The organism is Sinorhizobium numidicum (assembly GCF_029892045.1).
Taxonomy (GTDB): Bacteria; Pseudomonadota; Alphaproteobacteria; order Rhizobiales; family Rhizobiaceae; genus Sinorhizobium; species Sinorhizobium numidicum.
Window position 1 is genome coordinate 1,073,492 of sequence record NZ_CP120368.1, and the last position, 25,409, is coordinate 1,098,900.

Sequence of the window (25,409 nt, forward strand, 5' to 3'; positions counted from 1 at the left end):
GCCGTCAATGACGACCGTTCTTCTTGACCAGGCTCTTCGGTGCGACGTTGCGCCAGGCGGTTTCCATGGTTTGGCGGACGAGCTCTTCATCGGCGTCGACGAAGTAGAACGAGGTCCAGCCCCGCGCGCCCCAGCCGCCGGGAACGGCCGCGCAGACGCCTGGCTCCATTTCAAGCAACATGCGCTGCTGGTCGGGCGTGAACTTGAAGACTGCGCGGCCAGCCTCGGGGAGCGACATGAAAATGCGCTTGCCCACGCGGAAATCGCGTGTTCCGAAATGGGCATTTTCCTGAGTTCCCGGGAGGCTCAGTGCCAGTTTTTCAAGCTCTTCTGTCAGCATGAAAAAAGAGTAGCACGGAATTGCTGTTTGGCAAAAAGCCCGCGGCTCCTCGATTTAGAAGCGGCTGGGATTCGCATATCCGTCGTCGATTCTTGCGGCCTGCCGAACGGCCGAACCGTTCGGCAGGCGCTGCCGGCAAGTCACTCTGCAGGCGGAACGGGCTTCTGCGCAGCTTCGCCAGCCGTGCGCATCTCCCGCCACTCGTTCTCAAAACGATCGAGAAGCGGCTGCGGAACTCTGGATTGCGGTGGCGATGCGGGCTGTTTGTTCGCGCGTGTCTGCATCCGATCCTCCTGAATGTGCCGTTTAGGATGGCGGGACCTTTCCACATCATAAAGGCTTTGTAAATCAGCGGGTTAGCGACTTAAACGATTGAAAAAACTTAAATCGATTAATCTGCGACCGCTCCACAATATAATCGGAAGCGCACTTCGAAGTTTCGGACTCAACGGCGGAGGAACTGGATTCAATTGCTGAGAAAGACCACCTAAGCGACTCAAAAGAATCGCTAACCTTCAGCAGTTAACGCAGCGGGCAAGCGGCGAAGCCAGAAGCGCGCGACCACGAGCCCTCCGGAAGATTGTGATCGCAAGGGTCTTTAACACGAACAGCTCACGGGTTTCAGCTTTGGCGCAGTCCGGGCCGCTCGATTGGGACTGGCCTCGATCTAGAGTTTCCTCGCGGCGGAAGCCATTGCAATCTGTGGTCGCTTTTCCTTTGTAGATGTCGTTCCATCGGACGGGGCCCTTCACTTGGCTCAAGGGCCGACATTCATTTGCCATTCAGCCTGCATCGTTTAATGATTTTGCCGATGATGCTTCCCAAGTCGAAAGTGCGTTCATGTCTTCACCAGTGATCATAGCCGCGCTTGCTGCAGGCCTCGCGGGCTTCTCTCCGCCCGCCGACAAGATGCCTTCGGTTGTTATCCGCGTGGCTGGCGATTGCAGCGCCGCCGCCGCGCAGGTAGTGGCTGAGACGGGTGGAGAGCTGCTCTCCGCGCAGCCGACATCGGATGGCAAGTGCGTGGTGACCGTGCTAATCCCTGGCAATGGAGGGCGGCCGAAGAAGGTGACGGTGAAGGTGCCGATGTAACTTTCTGCACCCTGGCCCGTCAGCAAAGGGAAGTAAACGAGACATGCGCATTCTGATAGTCGAGGACGACGTCAACCTGAACAGGCAATTAGCCGAGGCGCTGAAGGACGCCGGCTACGTCGTCGACCAGGCCTTCGACGGCGAGGAGGGCCATTATCTCGGCGATGCAGAGCCCTACGACGCGGTGATCCTAGATATCGGTCTTCCCGAAATGGACGGCATTACGGTGCTCGAAAAATGGCGCGGTGGCGGCAAGACCATGCCGGTGCTGATCCTGACGGCGCGAGACCGCTGGAGCGACAAGGTGGCGGGCATCGACGCCGGCGCCGACGATTATGTTGCGAAGCCGTTCCATGTCGAGGAGGTGCTTGCCCGCATCCGGGCGCTGATCCGCCGGGCAGCCGGCCATGCGAGCTCCGAGATCGTCTGCGGGCCGGTGCGCCTCGACACCAAGGGTTCCAAAGCAACCGTTGGCGGGATACCGCTCAAGCTCACCTCGCACGAATTCCGCCTGCTTTCCTATCTCATGCATCACATGGGACAGGTCGTTTCGCGCACAGAGCTGGTCGAGCATATGTACGACCAGGATTTCGACAGAGACTCCAATACGATAGAAGTGTTTATCGGCCGTCTGCGCAAGAAGATCGGCAACGATCTGATCGAGACGGTCCGAGGACTTGGATATCGTATGCAAGCGCCCGGCAATGGTCATTAGATCCCTAACTGCTCGCGTTCTCGCGGTTTCGACCGTTTGGGCCGTCGTTGCCCTTGTGGTGATCGGAGTTGTTATTTCTGCACTCTACAGGCAGGGATCGGAACGCGGCTTCCAGGATCTGCTGCGTGCGCAACTCTATAACGTCATCAACTCGATTTCGGTCGACGACAAGGCCGCACTATCCGGCAGTCCTCAACTCGGTGACCTGCGCTTTTCCCAGCCGCAGACCGGCTGGTATTGGATCGTCGAGCCGATCGGTGAATTCGACACACCGCCGCTGCTGTCGACATCGTTGGGCACCTCGAAGCTGCCGATCGCCAGCGTGGACGAGGTTCCCTTCGACATTCGCTACGAGCGCTTTTATACGACCAAGGATCCATTCGGGAACGAAGTCGAAGTGGCGGAAACCGAGGTCGTCCTTGACATTCAAGGCCATGCCGCCCGCTTCCGTGTCGCGGGTAACCGAGACGTGCTGGAGGCGGACATCGATCGCTTCACCCGCAATCTTACGATTGCGCTCTCGATCTTCGGCCTTGGCGGTCTTGGCGTAAACGCGCTGACCATTCTCTTTGGTCTGAAGCCGCTCGATCAGGTGCGGCGGTCGCTCGAAAAAATCCGTGCGGGTGAGAGCGAACGCCTGGACGGTGCTTTTCCGCGCGAAATTCAACCTCTCGCCAATGAGGTGAACGCGCTGATCGACAGCAACCGTCGTATCGTCGAACGCGCGCGCATGCAGGTCGGCAATCTCGCTCACTCTCTGAAGACGCCGATCGCCGTTCTGCTCAACGAGGCGCGCGTGTTGGAGGTGCCGCACGGCGAATTGATCAGGACGCAGGCGGATGCGATGCAGACCCAGGTTCAGTCCTATCTCAGCCGGGCCAGGATTGCGGCGCAACGCGGATCCGTGCTGGCGAGAACCGAGGCGCAACCCGCGTTGGAGCGGATCATCCGAGTGATGCGGCGGCTCAACCCCGAAAAGCAGTTCAGCCTGTCGATCGATCCGCCTGGGCTGGTGCTTGCGATGGAGCAGCAGGATGTGGAGGAGACGGTCGGTAATCTGCTCGAAAATGCGGCGCGATATGCTCAAGACCATGTGTCGCTGACGGTCCAGCCGGCTGCGGAAGAGGCGCGCGGCAAGGAGCCCGGCCGGCAATGGATCGTGCTCGACATTGACGACGACGGCCCGGGGCTCGATCCCGACCAGATTGCTCTGGCGATGAAACGCGGCAGGAGGCTCGATGAAAGCAAGCCCGGAACGGGGCTCGGACTATCGATCGTGAGCGAGATCGTCGGCGAATATCAAGGCACGATAGAACTGTGTAAGCGCGAAGATGGCGGGCTCCGGGCCAAGCTCGTTTTGCCGGCTGCGGCCTAACGCGGGATTGGGAAAACTGTGAGGCGGCGCAATCGTGATCCGGCAGTCACACCGCAATCGAAAATGCCGAAGCCGACACCGGGCGCGGTTGCCTCGATCGGCGGAGGGTGCAAAAAGAAAATCGAGAAGCGCCGCCAGTGCGATTGGAGTTCCAACGCGGGCGGTCGCCGGTCAATGGGGATTGAGTTGTCGCGTATCATGAGGAATCACGCAAAAAAGACACGGGCCTTCGTCTCGGGGAGCCGGATCGCTGTAATTGCATCGGCTGTCGTCCTTGCCGGCTGTGGCTCGACGTCGAGCGGCCAGCGTGGCGCCTCTCTCTCGAATCTCGGTGCGACCTCGACACCCGGGGCGTCGTCGACGACCTATATCGCCGCGCTGCAGGGCGGCGTCATTGCCCGCCTCGACGGAATTGATCTTAGCAAGTCGGACCGGCAGCGGGCGCTCGAAGCGGAGTATCGCGCGCTCGAGGCGGCTCCAGGCGGGCAGCCGGTTGTCTGGGAAGGGCGCAGCGTCAGCGGCTCGGTCGTTGCTGCGGCTCCTTATCAGGTCGGTTCTCAAAACTGCCGACAATACAGCCACACCGTCGTCGTTAAGGGGCAGCCGACCACGGCGCGTGGGGCAGCGTGCCGCAATAGCGATGGAAGCTGGACGCCGCTGACCTAGATCACGATGATTTTAGGTCGGATCGACCTAAAATCATGAACGTGATCGATTCTAATAAGTTAGCGCGGGATGCGGGCGGAAAACCGCGCACACTTTTCCTCATCCCGCGCTAGGCCCAAGAACCGTCCTGGGAGCGTCTTCGCGCTAGCTGGAAGATCGTTGCAACGCCTTGAATACTGTCGCTGTCAGGCTTCATCCATCCCGGTTCCTTGAGCGCAGCGGACAGCCTTGCGGCGAAACGCCTCAAATCTCCGTCATTTTCCGTTTTCGAGTTGGAATGGCGCGGACCTCATAGTATTTCCCATCCATGTTGTTCTGGATCCTCGTCGCCATTTTGACGGCGGCCGTTGCTGCCGTACTTATTCTGCCGCTGATGCGGGCGGCACCGCCGCTTCCGTCTCCCCACAGCCACGACGTTGAAGTCTATCGCGATCAGCTTGATGAGCTTACGCGAGATCGGGAGGCTGGCCTCATCGGCAACGAGGATGCGGAACTCGCGAGGGCCGAGATCGCTCGCCGGCTGCTGGCCGCGAACGCGGCCGATGCCGCCGCGGTGGAAAGGACTCCGAAGTACCTGCGTTCGAGCCGGCTGGCGCAGATGTTCGTTCTCCTCTGTCTTCCGGCTGTCGGGCTCTGTCTCTACCTGACGACCGGCAGTCCGGGGGTGCCGGCGCAGCCGCTGGCGGCACGGCTTGCCAATCCGGGCGATGACATCAACATTCTGATTGCCAAGGCCGAAAACCACCTGGCCGTCAACCCTGGAGACGGTGCCGGTTGGGATCTTCTGGCGCCGATCTACATGCGCAATGGCCGCGTGGAGGACGCCGTCGCCGCCTATGATCGCGCGATCCGCCTGCTGGGGGCGGCTCCGGCGAGGCTAGGCGGCTATGCGGAAGCATTGATCGTGCAGTCCGGCGGTCTGGTGACGGCCGACGCGCAGGATGCATTGAGGAAGGCGCTTGCTCTCGATCCCAACGATCCGCGCTCCGAATTCTATCTTGCGCTCGGCCTGAAGCAGGAGGGCAAGCATGCCGATGCGCTTGCAGCTTTCCGCAAGCTCGCCGCTAACTCGCCCCCCGACGCACCCTGGTTGGCGCTGGTAAACCAGAATATTGCGGAATTGTCCGCCGGGTCGCCGGGCGCTGGGGCTGCCCCCGGGGATCCCGCGCCGGGGGACGTGGCTGCCGCCGAGCAGATGAACGCCGGCGAACGACAGGCGATGATCCGTGGCATGGTCGACAGTCTGGCCAGCCGGCTGAAGGGAGATCCTGCCAATTTCGAAGGCTGGATGCGCCTGATCCGTTCCCACGTTGTGCTCGATCAAAGAGACAAGGCTCGAGAAGCGCTGCGCGACGGACTGAAGGCCTTTCCCGCGAACGGCGCTCAGGGCAGACAATTGCTGGCACTCGGTCGTGAGCTCGGGATTGACGCCGCCGGAGAAGGAAAATGACGCGTAAACAGAAACGGCTGGCAATTATCGGCGGCGGCGTCGGATTTCTGACGGCGGCGGTGCTGCTGGTGATGTTCGCCTTCAGCCAGTCTGTCGCCTATTTCTATGTTCCCGGCGACCTTGCGAAGACTGATCTCGCCCCGGGGACGCGTATCCGTCTCGGCGGCCTGGTCGCCGCAGGCTCCGTCAAACGCGGCGAGGGCAAGACCGTTACCTTCGATGTGACCGATACGCTTGGAACGGTGCCCGTGACCTATACCGGCATCTTGCCCGACCTCTTCCGCGAGGGACAGGGCGTGGTGGCCGAGGGTGCGTTCGCCGGCGGCAGCCCCGTTTTCGTTGCGGATACGGTCCTTGCAAAGCATGATGAGACCTATATGCCGAAGGATGTTGCAGACCGCCTGAAGGCGCAGGGCGTCACGCTCGGCGGGAAGGAAAATATCCAATGATCATCGAGCTCGGACACTACGCGCTGGTGTTGGCGCTCGCGACGGCGGTTGTCCAGGCCGTGCTGCCGATTGCAGGCGTGCGGCGCGGCGACCGATCTTTGATGGATCTGGCAGCGAGCGCAGCGCTTGTCTGCTTCCTGCTCGTTGCTTTCTCCTTTGCGGTGCTGACGTTCGCCTATGTGACCTCCGACTTTTCGGTACGGAACGTCTGGGAAAACTCACACTCGCTGAAGCCGTTTATCTACAAGCTCTCCGGCGTCTGGGGCAACCACGAGGGCTCGATGCTTCTCTGGCTGCTCATCCTCGTCTTCTTTTCCGCCCTCGTTGCGCTTTTCGGCCGCAACCTGCCGGAGACCTTGAAGGCGTCCGTCCTTGCGGTGCAGGCATGGATCGCGAGCGCCTTCGCACTCTTCATCCTGTTGACCTCCAATCCCTTCGCCCGGCTCATTCCTGCCCCGGGTGAAGGCAAGGATTTGAATCCCGTTCTTCAGGATATCGGTCTCGCCATCCACCCGCCCTTGCTATACCTGGGCTACGTCGGCTTTTCCGTCTGCTTTTCCTTCGCTGTCGCCGCGCTGATTGAGGGACGGATCGATGCTGCCTGGGCGCGGTGGGTGCGGCCATGGACGCTTGCAGCCTGGACGTTTCTGACGGCGGGTATCGCCATGGGCTCGTACTGGGCCTATTACGAGCTTGGTTGGGGCGGCTGGTGGTTCTGGGACCCGGTTGAGAATGCCTCCTTCATGCCTTGGCTTGCCGGCACCGCGCTGCTGCACTCGGCGCTGGTGATGGAGAAGCGCGAGGCGCTGAAGATCTGGACGGTCCTATTGGCGATCATGACTTTCTCGCTGTCGCTGCTTGGCACATTCCTGGTGCGCTCGGGCGTGCTCACCTCAGTCCATGCCTTCGCGACCGACCCGACCCGCGGTGTCTTCATCCTGGCGATCCTCGTCATCTTTATCGGCGGTGCTTTTTCTCTGTTCGCCTTCCGCGCCTCGCGCCTCAAGGCAGGCGGCCTCTTCGCACCGATCTCGCGCGAAGGTGCGCTCGTTCTCAACAACCTCATCCTGACCACGGCGGCGGCGACAGTCCTCACCGGAACGCTTTATCCTCTCGTGCTCGAAGCCCTGACGGGGGACAAGATCTCCGTCGGCGCGCCTTTCTTCAACATGACCTTCGGCCTGCTCATGCTGCCGCTGCTTGCCGCCGTTCCCTTCGGACCGCTGCTTGCCTGGAAGCGCGGCGATCTCATTGGTGCCGCGCAGCGCCTGTTCACCGCCGCGGCGGTGGGCCTGTCGATCGCTGCGGTCTGTTATTATGCAACGGCTGGGGGCCCGGTTCTCGCTCTCCTCGGTATCGGGCTCGGCGTTTATCTGATCCTCGGCGCGATTACCGATCTCGTTCTTCGCTCGGGTCTTGGCAAGGTCGCGGGCAGCATCGCCTGGAAGCGGTTTTCGGGATTGCCGCGCTCGGCCTTCGGCACGGCGCTCGCCCACATCGGTCTCGGCGTCACGCTGATCGGCATCGTCGCCGTCACAGCCTTCGAGACTGAGACAGTTGTCGAGATGAAGCCGGGCATGACGGTGGATGCCGGCGCTTATACGCTGCGTTTTGACGGCATGCGTCAGGGCCGCGGGCCGAACTATACCGAAGAGACCGGACATTTCACGGTGAGCCGAGGCGGCGTCAACGTGACCGAGATCTGGTCGTCGAAGCGCCTCTATTCGGCGCGCCGCATGCCGACCACGGAAGCCGGAATCAGGACCTTCGGTCTCAGCCAGCTGTATGTTTCGCTAGGAGACGAGATGGCCGACGGCGGGATAGTCGTACGCATCTGGTGGAAACCGTTGATCCTGTGCATCTGGGGCGGCGCGCTCGTCATGATGGCGGGTGGTGTCGTTTCTCTGAGCGATCGCCGCCTGCGGGTGGGGGCGCCGTCACGGCCCGGAAATACGGGACGGGTTGCGATCGGAGCTGCCGAATGATCCGCTTTCTGGTTGCGCTTTTCCTCTGCATCGTTTCCGTCCTGCCGGCTCTGGCGGTCAATCCCGACGAGGTGCTTGCCGACCCGGTACTCGAAGAGCGCGCGCGGGCAATTTCGGCCAAGCTTCGTTGCATGGTCTGTCAGAACCAGTCGATCGATGATTCAAATGCCGAGCTTGCAAAGGATCTGCGAGTGCTGGTGCGGGAGCGGCTCAGGAACGGCGATACCGACGAGGCTGTGATCGCCTATGTCGTCTCGCGCTATGGTGAGTTCGTTCTTCTGAAGCCGCGGTTCCACGCCAAAACGCTGGTCCTTTGGGGGATGCCGGTCATCCTGCTCTTCCTTGGCGCCACCGCGCTTGTTGTCGCTACGCGACGCCGTGGCGCTCGGCCATGGGGCGTGCCGCTTTCCGACGAGGAAAAGGAAAGATTGGACAAGGTTCTCCGGTCCTAACGACCCCTTGGTTCTTGGGAGGAAAAAGACCTTCTGATTCAAACGTCTACATGGCTTTGCGGCTCGACGACGCTACCGCGGCCGCGCACACCGAGCATCTTTCGCCGCTCCATCCAAAAGATTACCAAAAATTCATCTGACGGACAGAACTCAGTAAGGTCCCATTCGTTACACGTTACGTCATGGGCTGTTCCTCCAGTCACAGCCATACGAGCAAGCTCCCATCGTCGGGGTGCAGGCTCGCGGTCACGGTTTCGAGGCCCACGCCCTTCGGCGCGAGGCTTCATGGAAGAGAAAAGGCAAAAACGAATGTCTAGGATCAAAACTCTGCGTCCCTCCCTCAAGACTGTTCTGCAGACTTCAACGGTCGCGGGGCTGACCGCTGTCTTGCTGAGCAGCGGCCTTCCGTCCGAGATCAAGCAATCCTTCGCCGAACCGGTGAGGGTGCAAGCCCCTGCCGTGCCGAGCTTTGCGAATGTCGTCGACTCCGTTTCCCCGGCTGTCGTATCGGTTCGCGTTCAGTCGCGCGCCAGAGCGTCGGATGAAGACGCCAGCAATTTCACCTTCGACTTCGGCGGGCGCGGCTTCGAAGACTTGCCGGACGACCATCCGCTGAAGCGCTTCTTCCGCGAATTCGGTGGTCCAGGTCCACGTGATGGCGACCGGGCGGATCGCGGTCGCCGTGGTCCTCCCAGCGAAGGACGCCTTCGCCCGAGGGCCCAGGGCTCTGGCTTCTTCATCACCGAAGACGGCTATCTCGTCACCAACAATCATGTGGTTTCCGACGGCTCCGCCTTCACAGTCATCCTGAACGACGGAACGGAACTCGATGCCAAGCTGGTCGGCAAGGATAGCCGCACCGACCTTGCCGTGCTCAAGGTCGACGCCAACCGCAAGTTCACCTATGTGAGCTTCGCTGACGATAACAAGGTGCGCGTCGGCGACTGGGTGGTGGCGGTGGGCAACCCCTTCGGTCTCGGCGGCACAGTCACCGCCGGCATCATCTCCGCACGCGGCCGGGACATCGGCTCCGGCCCCTATGACGATTACCTGCAGGTCGATGCGGCGGTGAACCGCGGCAACTCGGGTGGCCCGACGTTCAACCTTTCCGGCGAGGTCGTCGGGATCAACACGGCGATCTTCTCGCCGTCAGGCGGCAACGTCGGCATCGCCTTCGCTATTCCCGCCTCAGTGGCCAAGGATGTCGTCGACGATCTCATCAAGGACGGCAAGGTTTCGCGCGGCTGGTTGGGTGTCCAGATCCAGCCTGTCACGAAGGACATCGCCGAATCGCTCGGCCTCTCCGAAGCGAGCGGTGCCCTGGTCGTCGAGCCGCAGGCGGGTTCGCCCGGCGAAAAGGCTGGTATCAAGAAGGGTGATATCGTCACGGCGCTGAACGGCGAGCCGATCAAGGATCCGCGTGATCTCGCGCGCCGGATAGCCGTGCAGCGCCCCGGTGCCACCGTCGATGTCACGTTGTGGCGCGACGGCAAGTCTGAGAGCGTCAAGCTCGAGATCGGGACCCTGCCGGACGATACAAAGGATACAGCTCCGGACACGAGCGAGGATCAAACCGATCCAGGTCAGGCTGGCGAGGAAGCATTGGCAGACCTCGGCCTGACGGTCATTCCGTCCGACGACGGCAAGGGCGTCACGATTGCATCCGTCGACCCGGACTCGGATGCAGGCGATCGCGGCCTTAAACAGGGCGAGAAGATCGTTACCGTCAACAACCAGGAAGTAAAATCGGCAGACGATATCCTCAAGGTGATCAACAACGCTAAGAAGGACGGCCGCAGCAAGGCGCTCTTCCAAATCGAAGCCGCCGAAGGCAGCCGTTTCGTCGCACTTCCTATCGCCCAGGGCTGATGCCGCGGACATGCTGAGAATTCGGGAGCGGACGGAAAAGGGACATAGTCGTCCTTCCGCCCGCATCCGGTTCCTCGTCCATGGGACGCCGCGACATCCGAGCGATATCGCGGCGTTTCCGTTGCAGCCGAGCCCTTGTGTTCGACCGCAAATGCCGAAGCAAAACCGGTTGAGACGAACAGAGGTCCGGGACTATGGTCACCCGTATGAAGATTCTGATTGTTGAAGACGACCTTGAGGCGGCCGCCTATCTGGCAAAGGCGTTTCGTGAGGCAGGTATTGTGTCGGACCACGCCAGCGACGGCGAGAGCGGTCTGTTCATGGCGAGCGAGAACGCCTATGACGTTCTCGTGGTGGACCGCATGTTGCCGCGCCGTGACGGCCTGTCGCTGATTAGCGAACTCAGGCGCAAGAACATTCACACGCCCGTGCTCATTCTCTCCGCGCTCGGGCAGGTGGATGACCGCGTAACCGGCCTTCGCGCCGGCGGCGATGACTATCTTCCAAAACCCTATGCTTTCAGCGAGCTTCTGGCGCGCGTCGAAGTGCTGGGTCGGCGAAAGGGAGCGCCGGAGCAGGACATGGTCTACCGCGTCGGCGACCTCGAACTCGATCGGCTGGCTCATTCGGTTCGGCGGCAGGGCAAGGAAATCCCGCTGCAACCGCGCGAATTCCGGCTCCTCGAATATCTCATGAAGAATGCCGGGCAGGTGGTGACGAGAACCATGCTGCTCGAAAACGTCTGGGACTATCACTTCGATCCGCAGACCAACGTCATTGACGTGCATGTCTCGCGCCTGCGCTCGAAGATCGAGAAGGATTTCGACCTGCCGCTGTTGAGGACCGTGCGCGGCGCCGGCTACATGATTAAGGACGACCGGACCACTGAAACATGAGCACATTCCGCGTCCTGCTCAGGACGACGGCGGTCCGGCTTTCCGCCCTCTACCTCGTCCTCTTCTCCCTTTGCGCAGCGTTCCTCGTCTTCTACGTCACCGGCATGTCCGAGCGCCTGTTGCAACAACAGACGCGTGAGGCGATCGCCACCGAGGCGAGCCAGATCGAGGATGTCTACGAACGCGCCGGCATCAATGGCTTGCTTCGCTCGCTTGAACGGCGCGCACGCCAGCCGGGGGCCAATCTCTACGCTATCGCCGGGCCGAGCGGAGAAATCCTTGCCGGCAACGTCGCCGGCCTGCAGCCGGGCCTGCTTGACAACGAGGGCTGGAAATCCGAGCCCTTTCGCTATCAACGCTTTACCGACGAGAGCCGTGCGGATAGCCATGTCGCACTTGCCGAGGTTCTCGTTCTCGACAACGGCCTCAGGATCCTTGTCGGCCGCGACCTGCAGGAGCCAGAAAAGTTTCGGGTGCTCGTGCGCCAGGCTCTGATGGTGGCGCTCGGCATTATGGGGCTCGGTGCGCTGGTGATCTGGTTCGGTATTGGCCGAAACGCCCTGAAGCGCATCGATCGCATGTCGGAGGCGAGCACCAAGATCATGGCTGGCGATTTGTCGCAGCGCTTGCCGATGAGCGGTTCGGGTGACGAGTTCGACCGGCTTTCGGAATCCTTGAATGCGATGCTCGGGCGGATCGAGAAGCTGAACGAAGGCCTGCGGCAGGTCTCCGACAATATTGCCCATGACCTCAAGACGCCGCTGACCCGGCTCCGCAACAAGGCCGAAGCGGCGCTCGCCAGCAAGCAAGGCGGAACTCCGAGCGGAGCGCTTGAGGAAATCATTGCCGAATCGGACCAATTGATCCGCACCTTCAACGCGCTTTTGATGATTTCCCGCGTCGAGGCCGGCTCCGCCGTTGCTGAAATGAACGATGTCGATCTTTCCCAGATCGTTGCGGATTGCGTTGAACTTTACGAGCCCCTTGCCGAGGACAAGGCGCTGCGGCTGGAGGCGGATGTCGCACCGGGCGTGATGATTTCCGGCAATCGCGAACTGATTGGCCAGGCGCTTGGCAACTTGATCGACAACGCGATCAAGTATGCCGAAGAGGCTGCAAACCCGTTGATTCAAGTCACGATGAAGAAAAGCGACCGCAATGTCGTGCTAACCGTCGCCGACCACGGTCCCGGCATTCCGAACGACATGTATGATGAAGTGGTCAAGCGCTTCGTCCGGCTGGACGAAAGCCGCTCCAAGCCCGGTACCGGCCTCGGCCTTTCGCTTGTCGAGGCGGTGATGGAGATGCACCGTGGCTCCATGGAGCTGACTGCGACAGAGCCGGAAAGAGAGAACGGAAGAGGACTGACGGTTCGCATGGTTTTCCCGGCTGGCGCGACCTGATAAACCGATTATGGGACGGAGAGGGGACAATCCATGCCGGAAGCGATCGAGCGCCATTTGTCGGATATCGATGTGGTCCCGATTCGTCCGGCAAGCCAGATGGACGCGAAAGCTAGCCTGTCCGTCCTGAAGGATTTGGCAAAAGGGCACGAGCGTATCGCCCGTCTGCTTGCTTCTGACGCACCGCTCAAGGATTTCCTCGTCGCGGCCTTCGCCCTCTCGCCGTTTTTACGCGACACCGCCAGCAGCAATCCCACGATCCTCGAGACTCTCCTGTCCGAGCCGTTGTCTAAATTCCTCAAGCATCGGATCGACGCGGCACGGGCGGCCTGGCAAGCGGAGCCAGGGGGCATGGCGCTGCCGGATGCAGAGATCATGTCCAGGCTGCGGCGTGCGAAACGCGAGGTCGCCTTCGCCGTGGCGCTCGCGGATCTGTCGCGGCTTTTCGATGGCCGGCAAACGACGCGCTGGCTGAGCGACTTCGCCGGTGCGGCCGTCTCGGCGGCTGTCGATCACCTGCTGTTGAGCGCTCACGAAAACGGAAAGTTCGTGTTGAAGGATGCGTCCGCACCGAGCGTCGGCTCCGGCGTTGTGGTGCTCGGCATGGGCAAGCTCGGCGCCTGCGAACTCAACTATTCCTCCGACATCGACGTGGTCGTCTTTTATGATCCGCAGGCCGGCATCGTCGTCAGCCGCGACGAGGCGTCGGAAACCTTCGCGCGGCTCCTGCGGCGCTTGATCCGCATCCTGCAGGAGAGGACCGGTGACGGCTATGTCTTTCGGACGGACCTCCGACTGCGCCCGGACCCGGGCTCGACCCCGCTTGCGATCCCCGTCGAGGCCGCGATGCTCTACTACGAGAGCCGGGGACAGAATTGGGAGCGCGCCGCCTTCATCAAGGCGCGGCCGGTCGCGGGCGACCGAGAGGCCGGCGAGCGCTTCCTGAAGGAACTGACGCCCTTCGTCTTCCGGAAATACCTCGATTACGCGGCTATCGCCGACATTCATTCGATCAAGCGACAGATCCATGCGCATAAGGGCCACGGCGAAATTGCCGTTAAGGGGCACAACATCAAGCTCGGCCGCGGTGGTATCCGCGAGATCGAATTCTTCGCGCAGACGCAACAACTGATTGCCGGCGGCCGCATGCCCGCGCTCCGGCTGCGCGATACCGAGCGGACGCTACGCGTGCTTGTCAATACCGGCTGGATCGATGCATCGACTGCGGACGAATTGATCGAAGCTTACTGGTTCCTGCGTGATGTCGAACACCGTATTCAGATGGTACGCGACGAACAGACCCATGTTTTGCCGGAGACCGAAGCGGAGCTCAAGCGCATCGCCTGCATGCTCGGGTTCGAAGACACCGCTTCCTTCTCAAAGGAACTGTCACGGGTGTTACGAACGGTGGAGCGGCGCTATGCCCAACTTTTCGAGCAGGAGGCAAAACTTTCGACCGAGACCGGAAACCTCGTTTTCACCGGGCAGCACGATGACCCCGACACGCTGGAAACACTGAAGAAGCTCGGTTTCCAGCGACCGTCCGACATAGCGCGCACCATCCGTACGTGGCACTATGGGCGTTATCGGGCGACGCAATCCGTCGAGGCGCGCGAGCGCTTGACGGAACTGACGCCGGAGCTGCTGCGCGTGTTCGGCGAGAGCCGACGTGCCGACGAGGCGTTGCTGCGCTTCGACCAGTTCATCTCGGGCCTGCCGGCAGGCATCCAGCTTTTTTCGCTGCTTGGGAACAATCCGGGGCTCCTGTCGCTGATAGTCAATATCATGTCGTCGGCGCCGCGTCTGGCGGACATCATTGCCGCGCGGCCGCATGTCTTCGATGGCATGCTGGATCCCGGCCTGCTCGCGGAACTGCCGACCAGGGATTATCTGGCGCCGCGCATTGCAAACTTCGTCGCCGGTGCCCATCACTACGAGGACGTGCTGGATCGGCTACGCATCATTGCTGCAGAGCAGCGCTTTCTGATCGGCATAAGACTGCTCACCGGCGCCATTTCCGGTCTGCAGGCGGGGCGGGCATTTACCGACCTTGCCGATCTGATCATCTCAGCCGCACTCGATGTGGTTCTGGAAGAAATCCGCGCGGTACACGGTCGCATCCCGGGCGGGCGCGTCGCTATCGTCGGGATGGGGAAGCTCGGCAGTCACGAGCTAACCGCCGGCTCCGACGTGGATCTCATTCTCCTATATGACTATGACGGCGAGGCGCATCAGTCCGATGGCGCCAAGCCGCTTGATCCCACGCGTTATTTTACCCGAGTGACGCAGCGGCTGATGGCTGCGCTCTCCGCACCGACTTCAGAGGGTATTCTTTACGAGGTGGACATGCGGCTGCGGCCTTCGGGCAACAAGGGTCCTGTTGCGACACGTATTACCGCCTTTGCCAAATATCAGCGTGAGGAAGCCTGGACCTGGGAGCATCTGGCGTTGACACGCGCGCGATGCATCTGCGGGGACGAAAGTCTGACAAGCGAGGCGGAGGCTATTTTCGCACAGGTTCTTTCGCAGAAGCGCGACGTCGATAAGATCCGCAAGGACGTGGAGGAGATGCGCGATCTGATCGACCGGGAGAAGCCGCCGAACGGCATCTGGGATTTCAAGCTGATTCCCGGCGGTCTGGTCGATATCGAGTTCATCGCCCAATACCTGAGCCTGATTGCGCCGGCGAAAGGTGTGGTGCCGCCGCCGGCCGGGACACGCACCATGGACGTCCTGAAGACGCTTGGCACCAGGATGATGGATGCAAATGATCTCGACACGGGGCTCGAGGCTCTCGTGCTCTTCACCGAAGTGTCGCAGATCGTGCGCCTCTGCATCGAGGGCGACTTCAACCCGGAAGATGCACCCGCTGGTCTGATCGATCTCGTTTGCCGGGCTGGAGATTATCCGGACCTGAAACACCTCGAAGCCGATATTCGCCGTCTCTCCAAGGCGGTGCGCCGGATATTCCAGTCGACTATCGGGCCTTGATGCGCCGGTCTTTGGACGGAAACCGGCGTCCCTTATCGGTCAAGCGCGATCCGGAATACGCACCGAGATGATCGTGCCGACGTTTTCGGTCGAATGGATCTTCATGGTTCCGCCGTGCAGACGTGTCAGCGAGCGAGAGATTGCGAGCCCGAGCCCGGAACCGCCCTTGCTCTTGGCATATTGACTTTGCACCTGCTCGAAGGGCTGACCAATCTTCTGCAGGGCGTCCTTCGGAATGCCGATGCCCGAATCGGCGATCGTCAGCGTCACCGCCCCCTTGACCTTGCGAGCCCTTAAGGAAATTCGACCGCCTTCATTGGTGAATTTGACGGCGTTCGACAACAGATTGAGCAGGACCTGCTTCATTGCACGGCGGTCGGCAACCATGGTGAGACCGGAGGAGACTTGCTGCACGACGCGAATATTCTTCTGCTCGGCGGGTATGGTCGTGAAACGCAGCGTCTCCTCGATCAGCGGTGCGAGATCGATTTTTTCACGCGTGATGCGCAGGTGGCCCGCCTCGATCTTCGACATGTCGAGAATGTCGTTGATGACGTTGAGCAGATGCTTGCCGCTTTCGTGAATGTCGCGCGAATATTCGTGATATTTCTCCGAGCCGAGCGGACCGAACATCTGGTTCTGCAGGATTTCCGAAAAGCCCAGAATGGCATTTAGCGGCGTACGCAGTTCGTGCGACATGTTCGCCAGGAATTCGGACTTTGCCCGGTTGGCAGCCTCCGCGCGTTCCTTTTCCGCCTGATAGTTGGCATTGGCGATGGAAAGCTCCGCCTTCTGTTGTTCCAGGGTAATGCGGGATGCCGAAAGATCGCCGATGGTTGCCATCAGCCGCCGTTCCGATTCACGCAGGCGCACCTGGTGACGCTTCAGCAGCGTAATGTCGGTGCCGACCGAAACGAGGCCGCCGTCGCGGGTTCGGCGTTCGTTGATCTGCAGCCAGCGCTCGTCGGCAAGCTGCACTTCGCTCGTCTGTGAATGATTGCTGCGGTCGGGATCGGCAACGCGCCGCTCGACGACGGGCCTCGCCGCCGCGGCGTAAACGACCGTGCGTTCAGTTCCGGGTACGAGAACGTGGTCCGGCAGCTGGTAGGCCTGCTGGTAATGGGTGTTGCACATCACCAGCCGGTCCTGCTTGTCCCAAAGCACGAAAGCTTCCGACGTGCACTCGATGGCGTCGGCGAGACGCTGATCGGCCTCCGCATAACGCTGGGCGAGCCGGTGTTGCTCGGTCACGTCCATGGCGATGCCGATCAGGTGCGCGCGGCCCGACACCGTGCGAATGACCTGCGCACGCGCGCGAAGCCAGACGTAGTGGCCGCCCGCATGGCGCATGCGGAACACCTGGTCGATCTGGCGCGCATTGTCGCGCGCAATCGCGCGGGCAACACGATAGATGCCCCGGTCTTCCGGATGCATAAGTCGCGCGGCATCACCGAACGACAACACGCTGCTGTCGCCGGGCATGCCGAGCATTTCGTACATGGAGCGGGACCAGAACAGGCGCCGGTTGGCGAGATCGAAATCCCAGAGGCCGCAGCGGCCGCGGGAAAGCGCGGTCTCGACGCGCAGGTTCGATTCCGCGAAAACCGCGTCGGCATCGCGGGCACGTTTTGCCTGGATGTAGTAGGCGTGGAGAATGACGAGCAGGATCGCCGAGATGCCGGCAAACAGCGTCACATTGAGCGAAACCTCGTCGCGCCAGGCGAGCTCGAATTGGGCGATCGGCGTCGCCGCCAGGACAAGGCCGGCCGCGTCCGGTAATTGCACCAGGGCGACGAGGTACTCGACGCCGCCGATCGCCGTCTTCATCACGCTCGACCCTTCGCCATAGTATTGCAGCGTGGCGACGTCCGGCGCAATGGATGCAATCGTATTCCCGATGAAGTGAACGCCGTCCTGCGTACTCGCAAAAATGCGGCCGTCCCTGCGGACGGTCAGCAGGAACATGCCGGCGTCGAGAATCTCGGAAGACAGATATTCCGTGAGCCGGCGCTCGACTTCCCAGCGTCGCCCATCGGCAAAGAGCGCCGCGCCGTCATCGTGGAAAGCGGCTGCTGCGGCTGCCGCTGCGAGGCCGACTGCCCGGCGCGAGCCGGCCTCCATCCGGGCGTGCTCGTCCATGATGCCCGACACCCGCGAAATCGCGACGATGAGGAGGAAAGCGATAATGAGGACGGGAATGGACCGTTTGACAATGGGCTCCGCGCTCGCGAGCCTCTGCGATGCCGGCTCGGCAAAGAGTTTCGCCCGCTCGATGAACCCCCGCTCCAGGTCGGAAAAGCCTGGAAACTTGAGTCGCAACCGCCCGTCGGCTGCGCTTCCCCGTCGCGCGTCCGCCATCTTTCCCAATGTATCGTTCCTCGAGTGCGTCCTGCAGTCGTAACTATTGCAAAGAGACGCTTTGATCCTCTCAATCTGAAACATCGGCCCGTTTTCCAGCGCTTTCCCCGGAAAGCGGGATGTTTCAGTGATTCGGCACGCCGCCGCCCGAATCTGACTCAATGAATCACAGGGCGATTCGCCTTGTCCAGAGGCAATGGTAAAGATTTATTAACCAATTCTTATCGTTGGAAAATCATAGGCCGAGCTGCTTCCGCAGCCCGGCCGGATCCAAATCGAGAAGCTTTGTCAGCCTTTGAGCGTGCGTTCGACGATGTCGCTGACGTCGGCGGAGAGATTGGGGGCGTCGGCGATTTGCTGCAACGCATTGCGTGCGTGATCGGCCCTCTTCTCCTCAAGCGACCGCCAGGAGCGCATGGAGGTGAGGAGTCGGGCCGCAAGCTGCGGATTGCGTGGGTCGATCTCAAGGATTTGCCGGGCGAGGAAACGGTAGCCCTCACCATCGGCTCGGTTGAAGCCCGTCAGGTTGGAGAAAGCAAAGGTTCCGATCAGCGAGCGAACACGGTTCGGATTGCTGGCGTTGAAGAGCGGATCCGACATCAACTGCTTGACGCGGTCAAGCGTGCCAGGACCGGGGATCGTCGCCTGGATCGCAAACCACTTGTCGATGACCAGTGCGTTGTCCACAAAGCGCTTCTTGAATTCGGCGAGCGCCGCCGCAGTTTCCGCGGCGCCGGGAAAGCGGTGCGCAAGCAGCGTCAGCGCGAAGCTGAGATCGGTCATGTTGTTGGCGGCACCGAACGCGCTCGCCGCCTTTTCCGGCCTGCCGTCGGCATAGACAACGTAGGAAAGCGCAGCATTGCGCAGCGCCCGCCGTCCGGCGCTCTCGGCATCGGGACGGAACGGTCCGGAGAGTGCCATCTCCTTTACCAGTCGCATGAAGCTATCCTTGGCGGCCGCCGCGGCGGCGGCGAGAATGGCCTGGCGGCCGGCATGGATGGCGTTCGGATCGTTGTTGCTGCCGATTTCCCTGGCGATGTCGGCTTCGCTCGGCAGGGACAGCGCCTGAGCCCGGAATGCCGGCTCCAGCCGATCATCGGTGGCCGCGGCAAGGAGGCCTTCGACGAGCGCGTCGTCGCAGGCGGTCGGTTCACCGTTTCGCGCTTGCGCTGCCGCCTTGACCAGATTGTCGAGCGCCATCGCGTTAAGTGCTTGCCAGCGCGCGAAGAGGTCGGCTTCATGGCGCGCGATCAGAGCGCGGTCGTGCGCGCTCTGCTCGAAATGCAGGTTGATCGGCGCGGAGAAGCCGCGGTTGAAGGATGGAACCGGTCGCGACGGAATACCGGAAAAGACGACCGTCTGCTTGCGCTCCGTCAGATGCAATACGTCTCCGGTGACATCGGCACCCGAAACCGCCGAGGGTTTGGCCTCGCTGCCGTCCTCGAGCAGAAGCCCGATCCGCAGCGGAATATGCATTGGTTCCTTTGCGGTTTGTCCGGGCGTTGGAGGCACCGTCTGCTCCAGCAAAAGCGTGAAGGTCTGCTTCTCGAGGTCGTAGGATCCCGCTGCGCTGACCAGCGGTGTTCCTGCCTGGTGATACCAGAGTGAAAACTGGCTGAGGTCGCGCCCGCTCGCGTCTTCGAAGCAGGCGATGAAATCCTCGATCGTTACCGCCTGGCCGTCGTGACGGTCGAAATAGAGATCCATGCCTTTCTTGAAGAGATCGCGTCCGAGAATCGTCGCGATCATCCGCGTCACCTCGGAGCCCTTCTCGTAGACTGTCGTCGTGTAGAAATTGTTGATTTCGCGATATTTTGTCGGCCGCACCGGATGGGCGAGGGGTCCAGCATCCTCCGGAAACTGCTCGGACTTCAGGTGCCGCACCTCGGCGATGCGTTTGACGGCGCGCGAACGCATGTCCGCGGAAAACTCGTGGTCGCGATAGACCGTCAGGCCTTCCTTGAGGCAGAGCTGGAACCAATCCCGGCAGGTGATGCGGTTGCCAGTCCAGTTGTGGAAATATTCGTGGGCGATGATCGCTTCGATATTGGCGTAGTCCGCATCCGTTGCCGTTTCCGGGTCGGCGAGCACGTATTTGTCGTTGAAGATGTTGAGCCCCTTGTTTTCCATGGCGCCCATGTTGAAATCGGAAACGGCGACGATCATGAAGATGTCCAGATCGTATTCGCGGCCGAAGACATCTTCATCCCACTTCATTGAGCGTTTCAGCGCGTCCATGGCATAGGCAGCCCGCGCTTCCTTGCCGCGCTCGACATAGATCTTGAGCGCAACCTCGCGCCCGGAGGCGGTGGTAAACGTGTCTTCGACGACACCGAGGTCGCCCGCAACCAGCGCGAAGAGATAGCTTGGCTTCGGATGCGGATCGAACCAGGCAGCGAAGTGACGGCCGTCGCCCATATCAGCGCCGCCGAGATAGTTGCCATTCGACAGGAGGAGAGGGGCCTCGGCCTTGTCGGCAATGATGTTGACCGTATAGGCGGCAAGCACATCCGGGCGGTCGGGGAAATACGTGATCCGGCGGAAGCCTTCGGCTTCGCACTGGGTGCAATAGACGTTGCTGGTGCGGTAGAGACCCATCAGCTTGGTATTGGTTTCCGGCGACAACAGCGTCGTTACGGTAATCTCAAACGGCGCCGTCTCCGGTAGGCCGCGGATCGTCAGAGTATCGGGGGTCGCCTCATAAAGTGCCGTGGGTATCTCTTCCTGATCGAGCAACAGGCCGGTCAATGTTAGTTCGTCGCCGTCCAGAACAAGCGGTGCGGCCAGGCTGACACCCCCGCGTCGGTGAAAGATGAGGCGTGCTTCGACTTTCGTTTCCTTCGGATCGAGTTCGAAGGTCAGATCCACCCTCTCGAGAACGAAGTCGGTCGGCCGATAGTCTTCCAGATGAATGATCTGGCCAGTATTTGTCCGCATGGTCAGTCCCGCTTGCGCCGTCGCTAGTCATTCGACTTGTAGAGGCGCCTATCATGGTGAAAAGGTCAGGGGACGAAAAGCGAGTTTTTGCCACACGATTGTAGTGCTGGCGCCCGCACGCCGACAGAAAAAACGTGGCCTTCGGTGTCCTTCCGTTCCCTATCTATGAGTGATTTATCGAAGCGGGCCTAACAAGACCTAAATCCGCTTCGATTTTTTTGTATTTGCTAAATAGCCCTTGTTGGTCTCGGTTTACAGCAATCATCACGAAAAAACAGTATTCATCAAGAAATTTGATCCGATTTTCCGGCGCGCCGCAGTTAATGTAGCGCCATCTTCTCGCGCGGTATTCTTGCCGCGTCCTCCCTAATGCGAGCTCCGCAATCGGCCGACCGATGGCAGTTTGAAAGTACGATTCATGGATGCGGACGTCCGGAGCCCGATGAAGGGTATTCTGCTTAAGGTCCTGTCCGTCGTCGTCTTCGTTTGCATGTCGACTTGCATCAAGGCGGCGGGCGACGACATTGCCACAGGCCAGATCACTTTCTACCGCTCCGCCTTTGCTATGGTGCCAATCCTCGGTTTCCTGGCCTGCCGCGGCCAACTGCGTGACGCGTTCAAGACAAGCGACATCACCGGACATCTGGCGCGCGGCTTTATCGGCATTCTCGCTATGAGCTTCGGCTTCTACGGGCTCGTGCATCTGCCGCTGCCGGAAGCGATCGCGATCGGCTATGCCATGCCGCTGCTAGCGGTGGCCTTCGCGGCGATTTTTCTCGGCGAGATCGTGCGGCTCTATCGTTGGTCTGCAGTCGTCGTCGGGTTGGTCGGCGTATCGATCATCACCTGGCCGCGTCTGACGCTCTTCGGGGCGGGCGGCTTCGGTTCATCAGAGGCGCTCGGCGCCTTGGCCGTGCTGCTTTCGGCGACGCTCGGGGCCATGGCAATGGTTCTTGTGCGCAAGCTTGTGCAGAAGGAGCGTACGCACACCATCGTCCTTTATTTTTCCCTCTCGGCCTCGTTGTTCTCGCTGCCGACGCTTCCCTTCGGCTGGGCAGAGATATCCTGGATATCCTTCCTGCTGCTGATGGTCGCGGGCTTCTGCGGCGGTGTCGCGCAGATCCTGCTGACGGAAAGTTATCGACATGCCGACATGTCGACGATCGCTCCCTTCGAATACACGTCGATCGTGCTCGGGATCGTCATCGGCTATTTCCTGTTCGGCGATGTGCCGACGGGAACCATGATCGCCGGAACCGCGATCGTCGTCGGCGCGGGTATCTTCATTATTTTTCGCGAGCATCAGCTTGGATTGGAGCGCAGAGGCGCCCGCAAGCACGTGACGCCGCAAGGCTAGCGGCCGGCCTGTTCGCGAATGAGGTCTTCCTCGCAGCGGGATGCGGCCGATTGCGGCGGGTGGCGGGAAGGAGCAGCCGGTGAGCGGCGAGCGGATCAGTTGGGGAGGAGAGGGCTGACTGCGCCTCTGTGGGCCCGGCCAGCATCCTTGTTCGTGCTCAGACGGCTAAACTCGCGCGAGGCGCGGATAGCCGTGCCGATGTCGGAGATGGTGTCGAACAGGCGGCGGATGGGCATGATTGTATTCCTTGCTGCTGGTCGAGCGAGCCCGTGCAACCGCGCGGCGGTCAGCGTTGAATGAAATCAGCGTTGAATGAAATCGGCATAGATCTGCGCCGGACGGGTGGTCCGGGCGAGGCCGATCGCGGTCATCTGCTCATTGGCCGCGGTGCCGAAATTATTGAAGGGCGTCCGCAGCGCGGCGCCGGCATAACGGAGCGTCTCGAAGCTGCTGTGGATCGGACGAAAGCGGGCAGTCATGGTTCAATTCCTTATCCATTCCTCCCGTTGCTTCATATTGCGCTGCAGCATCGGTTTTGCAATGCATTAAAACGCCGCGCAGACATGCGCAAATCGCATGGCTTTCTTCACGCTTTGTTCACAAATCGGGCAGGGAAGGCATCAGCCGGTAAGCCTGGCTTTGAAGGCGAGCAGGTCCTGCCAAGCGAAGCGTTTGTTGACCGGCGCCGTCATGAGATCCTGCGGGTGCAGCGTCGCCAGCGCCGGAACGACATGGCCGCCGGCGGAGAGCTCTCGCCAGTCGCCGCGGACTTGGTGGATCATCTCGCTGCCGCCAAAGAAGAACCGGGCGGTGAAGTTGCCAAGCAGCAGCAACTGCTTCGGCTCGGCGAGCGCAATCTGCCGCTCGATGAAGGGGCGGCAGATATCCGCCTCTCGACTGCTTGGAACACGATTTCCGGGCGGCCGCCAGGGAACGACGTTGGTGAGGAGCACCTCGGCCCTGGACAGACCGATTCCGGAGAGCATCCGTTCGAGCATCTCGCCGTGCTTTCCCGCGAAGGGCCGACCGTCGCGGTCGTCGTCCGCGTAAGGCATCGGTCCGATGATCATGGCGCCGGATGCGGCACTACCTTCGACGAAAACGAGGTTGCGGGCACTGTTTTTCAGATTGCAGCCGGCGAAGGCCTCCATCGCCGTGCGCAGTTCTTCAAGCGAGCGCGCAGTCTCGGCTGCGAACCGTGCCTCGCGGATCGCCTGCTCGTCCGGGATCGCGACCGCGGGCGGGGCCATCGGTGCCGCGGCATCGCGGGATGGCGGTTTGCCGGAAGGTGCTGCCGCTTGCGGCCGCATGGATGGCGTCTCGGCGGAGCCCGTCTGGCGACCCGGTGGCGCAGCGCGGCCTTCGGCGCGCCTCGCCTTCATCGCCTCGAATTCGCCGAGCCGGTCGACGGGATCATCTTCCAGCAGCCACTCGACGCCTGCATCCGCATGGAAGGCGAGAAGGGCGGCAAGTTCTGAATGGGAGAGGTCGTTGGCCGAGATCATGGAGCGAATTTAGCAGATCGGCAGGGGCGGTCCAGCCGCAGTTGATGACAATTACGCAGCAGTCGTCCAGGCCGTGATGTCATCCCGTTCACCGATGAGAGCGAGTCCATGGGCGATCGAGAGAAGTTCGCCTCCAGTTTCGATCCTCTCCTGGCCGAAGCGCTTCTCGAAGAGCCCGCGAACGGCTGGCACGAAGGATGTGCCGCCGGTCAGGAATATCTTGTCGATCGCCGTAGGGTCGATTGTCGTCTTCGCAAGGACATCATCCAAGGCTTGTTCGATGCGAGCGAGATCGGGCGCGATCCAGCTCTCGAAGTCGCTCCGCCGAACGGTCCGGCGGGCGCGTTCGCCAAGCGGCGTAAAGAAAAATTCGGTTTCTTCCGCTTGCGACAGCCGCATCTTCGTGGCGGAGACCGCCTGATAGAGCGGATAGCCCTCGTCATGTTCGATCAGTTCCACGAAAGCTTCCAGTTTTTCCGGTTCGAGGCTCGTCCGGACAAGCTTCTTCAGTTCGGTAAAATCCTTCAGCGTCTTGAAGATCGAAAGCTGATTCCAGCGGCCGAAATTGGCGTAATAGCTCGACGGCACCTCAAGCAGCTTGTCGAAGCTCTTGAAGAGACTGCCCTTTCCGATGAGCGGCGAGACTATGTTGTCGATGATGCGAAAATCGAAATGATCGCCAGCGATACCAATGCCGGAATGTCCGATCGGCATTGCCGTCAGCCGGCCAGCCTCGCTCTCGAAACGGATGATCGAATAATCGGTCGTGCCGCCGCCGAAATCGGCGACAAGCACCGTCGCGTCACGGTCGAGGTTGCGAGCAAAATAGAAAGCCGCTGCTACGGGTTCGTAGACATAGTGGACTTCAGGAAAACCGAAACGCGCCAGCGCGCGATTGTAGCGTTCGAGCGCCAGTTTTTCGTCCGGATTGGCGCCGGCGAACTGCACGGGCCGTCCAACGACGATGCGCTGCAGGGTAGTATTCCAATCGTTGCCGGCATAGTCCTTCAACCGCGCGAGGAAACCGTGCATCAGGTCTTCGAAATTGTATCGCTTGGCGAAGACGAGGGTTCCCTGAAAAAGCGTGCTCGCGGCAAAGGTCTTGATCGACTGGAGGAAGCGGCATTCGCCGGGATTGTCGATAAATTCGCGGATTGCGGCCTGTCCGGCCTCGATCCTGAGCGGTGCAGACCCCGCGTCCTTCAGGAAGGAAAGAGCGGTCCGCGTCGTATCCGATCTGCCTGCCGGGCTTTCCACCACGACGGAGCGTGTCGATGCGCCTTGCGCCATCGCCAACACGGAGTTGGTCGTTCCGAAATCGAGGCCGAGGGCGGATGCCATGATTTTCTCCGTGTTTGTGGGATGGGGGCGGGCCTCCTCGCATGCGGTCGCGGCAAAAGCAAGCCGCTTGACGAGGGTCACGGCCGAGTGCATTTACGTTTACGTGCAAGTAATATAGGGCAGGTGTGGTAAACTCATGAAGTTATGCGCAAATGCAGAGACAGTCTGTCGCATCCCGGCTCGACAACGCTTGCCGCATTTGTCATGACGGGGACGATTTGGCTGGGA

At 61.1% G+C, this 25,409-nt stretch carries 19 protein-coding genes; 13 read left to right on the top strand and 6 right to left on the bottom strand.

The window, feature by feature from the left end; all coding sequences use genetic code 11:
* Positions 1-4: 4 nt before the first annotated feature.
* Positions 5-340, bottom strand: a complete 336-nt coding sequence (locus PYH37_RS16250; protein ID WP_280735943.1) for an MmcQ/YjbR family DNA-binding protein — start codon at positions 338-340, stop codon at positions 5-7.
* A gap of 840 nt (positions 341-1,180) precedes the next feature.
* Between PYH37_RS16250 and feuN the strand changes: the two genes are divergently transcribed.
* From feuN to PYH37_RS16310, 12 genes are all read left to right on the top strand, one after another.
* Complete coding sequence (gene feuN, locus PYH37_RS16255; protein WP_280735944.1) at positions 1,181-1,432, top strand: two-component system FeuPQ modulator FeuN; 252 nt, start codon at positions 1,181-1,183, stop codon at positions 1,430-1,432.
* A gap of 43 nt (positions 1,433-1,475) precedes the next feature.
* Positions 1,476-2,147, top strand: a complete 672-nt coding sequence (gene feuP, locus PYH37_RS16260) for a two-component system response regulator FeuP (protein ID WP_280735945.1) — start codon at positions 1,476-1,478, stop codon at positions 2,145-2,147.
* Positions 2,137-3,522 (top strand): ATP-binding protein, encoded by a 1,386-nt coding sequence (locus PYH37_RS16265; RefSeq protein WP_280735946.1) that lies wholly within the window; start codon positions 2,137-2,139, stop codon positions 3,520-3,522. Before feuP ends, PYH37_RS16265 begins: the two co-directional genes overlap by 11 nt.
* 198 nt (positions 3,523-3,720) lie before the next feature.
* The gene (locus PYH37_RS16270) at positions 3,721-4,188 is read left to right on the top strand and encodes a hypothetical protein (protein WP_280735947.1); all 468 of its coding nucleotides are present in this window, start codon (positions 3,721-3,723) and stop codon (positions 4,186-4,188) included.
* A gap of 307 nt (positions 4,189-4,495) precedes the next feature.
* Positions 4,496-5,638 carry a c-type cytochrome biogenesis protein CcmI gene (gene ccmI / locus PYH37_RS16275; RefSeq protein WP_280735948.1) on the top strand — a complete coding sequence of 381 codons (1,143 nt, stop codon included), beginning with the start codon at positions 4,496-4,498 and terminating at the stop codon, positions 5,636-5,638.
* Entirely contained in the window at positions 5,635-6,087 is a 453-nt protein-coding gene (ccmE, locus tag PYH37_RS16280; protein WP_280735949.1) for a cytochrome c maturation protein CcmE, read from the top strand. Before ccmI ends, ccmE begins: the two co-directional genes overlap by 4 nt.
* Positions 6,084-8,072 (top strand): heme lyase CcmF/NrfE family subunit, encoded by a 1,989-nt coding sequence (locus tag PYH37_RS16285; RefSeq protein ID WP_280735950.1) that lies wholly within the window; start codon positions 6,084-6,086, stop codon positions 8,070-8,072. The genes ccmE and PYH37_RS16285 overlap by 4 nt, the downstream gene beginning before the upstream one ends.
* Positions 8,069-8,524, top strand: a complete 456-nt coding sequence (locus PYH37_RS16290; protein ID WP_280735951.1) for a cytochrome c-type biogenesis protein — start codon at positions 8,069-8,071, stop codon at positions 8,522-8,524. The genes PYH37_RS16285 and PYH37_RS16290 overlap by 4 nt, the downstream gene beginning before the upstream one ends.
* Positions 8,525-8,833: 309 nt before the next feature.
* Positions 8,834-10,393: a Do family serine endopeptidase gene (locus tag PYH37_RS16295; RefSeq protein WP_280735952.1), complete on the top strand. Its 1,560-nt coding sequence runs from the start codon at positions 8,834-8,836 to the stop codon at positions 10,391-10,393.
* Positions 10,394-10,587: 194 nt separating this feature from the next.
* Positions 10,588-11,289, top strand: coding sequence for a response regulator transcription factor (locus tag PYH37_RS16300; protein ID WP_280735953.1), 702 nt, complete (start codon positions 10,588-10,590; stop codon positions 11,287-11,289).
* A complete protein-coding gene (locus PYH37_RS16305) occupies positions 11,286-12,692 on the top strand; it encodes a sensor histidine kinase (RefSeq protein ID WP_280735954.1) in 1,407 nt (468 codons plus the stop codon). Before PYH37_RS16300 ends, PYH37_RS16305 begins: the two co-directional genes overlap by 4 nt.
* A 33-nt stretch (positions 12,693-12,725) precedes the next feature.
* Positions 12,726-15,683: a bifunctional [glutamine synthetase] adenylyltransferase/[glutamine synthetase]-adenylyl-L-tyrosine phosphorylase gene (locus tag PYH37_RS16310; RefSeq protein ID WP_280735955.1), complete on the top strand. Its 2,958-nt coding sequence runs from the start codon at positions 12,726-12,728 to the stop codon at positions 15,681-15,683.
* 39 nt (positions 15,684-15,722) lie between these two features.
* Here the strand turns inward: PYH37_RS16310 and PYH37_RS16315 are convergent, their stop codons facing one another.
* Positions 15,723-18,050 carry an ATP-binding protein gene (locus PYH37_RS16315; RefSeq protein WP_280735956.1) on the bottom strand — a complete coding sequence of 776 codons (2,328 nt, stop codon included), beginning with the start codon at positions 18,048-18,050 and terminating at the stop codon, positions 15,723-15,725.
* Positions 18,051-18,329: 279 nt separating this feature from the next.
* Positions 18,330-20,978, bottom strand: coding sequence for an aminopeptidase N (gene pepN, locus PYH37_RS16320; protein ID WP_280735957.1), 2,649 nt, complete (start codon positions 20,976-20,978; stop codon positions 18,330-18,332).
* A 418-nt stretch (positions 20,979-21,396) separates the two neighbouring features.
* On the opposite strand from pepN, the gene PYH37_RS16325 reads away from it, so the two are divergent.
* Positions 21,397-22,335, top strand: a complete 939-nt coding sequence (locus tag PYH37_RS16325) for a DMT family transporter (protein ID WP_280735958.1) — start codon at positions 21,397-21,399, stop codon at positions 22,333-22,335.
* Positions 22,336-22,637: 302 nt separating this feature from the next.
* Here PYH37_RS16325 and PYH37_RS16330 read toward each other — a convergent pair whose 3' ends face one another.
* The 3 genes from PYH37_RS16330 to PYH37_RS16340 form a co-directional block, all read right to left on the bottom strand.
* A complete protein-coding gene (locus PYH37_RS16330; RefSeq protein WP_280735959.1) occupies positions 22,638-22,814 on the bottom strand; it encodes a hypothetical protein in 177 nt (58 codons plus the stop codon).
* Positions 22,815-22,955: 141 nt separating this feature from the next.
* On the bottom strand, positions 22,956-23,840 hold the full coding sequence (locus PYH37_RS16335; RefSeq protein WP_280735960.1) for a uracil-DNA glycosylase: 885 nt from the start codon (positions 23,838-23,840) through the stop codon (positions 22,956-22,958).
* A gap of 51 nt (positions 23,841-23,891) precedes the next feature.
* Positions 23,892-25,181 (bottom strand): Hsp70 family protein, encoded by a 1,290-nt coding sequence (locus tag PYH37_RS16340; protein WP_280735961.1) that lies wholly within the window; start codon positions 25,179-25,181, stop codon positions 23,892-23,894.
* Between the last annotated feature and the right edge of the window lie 228 nt (positions 25,182-25,409).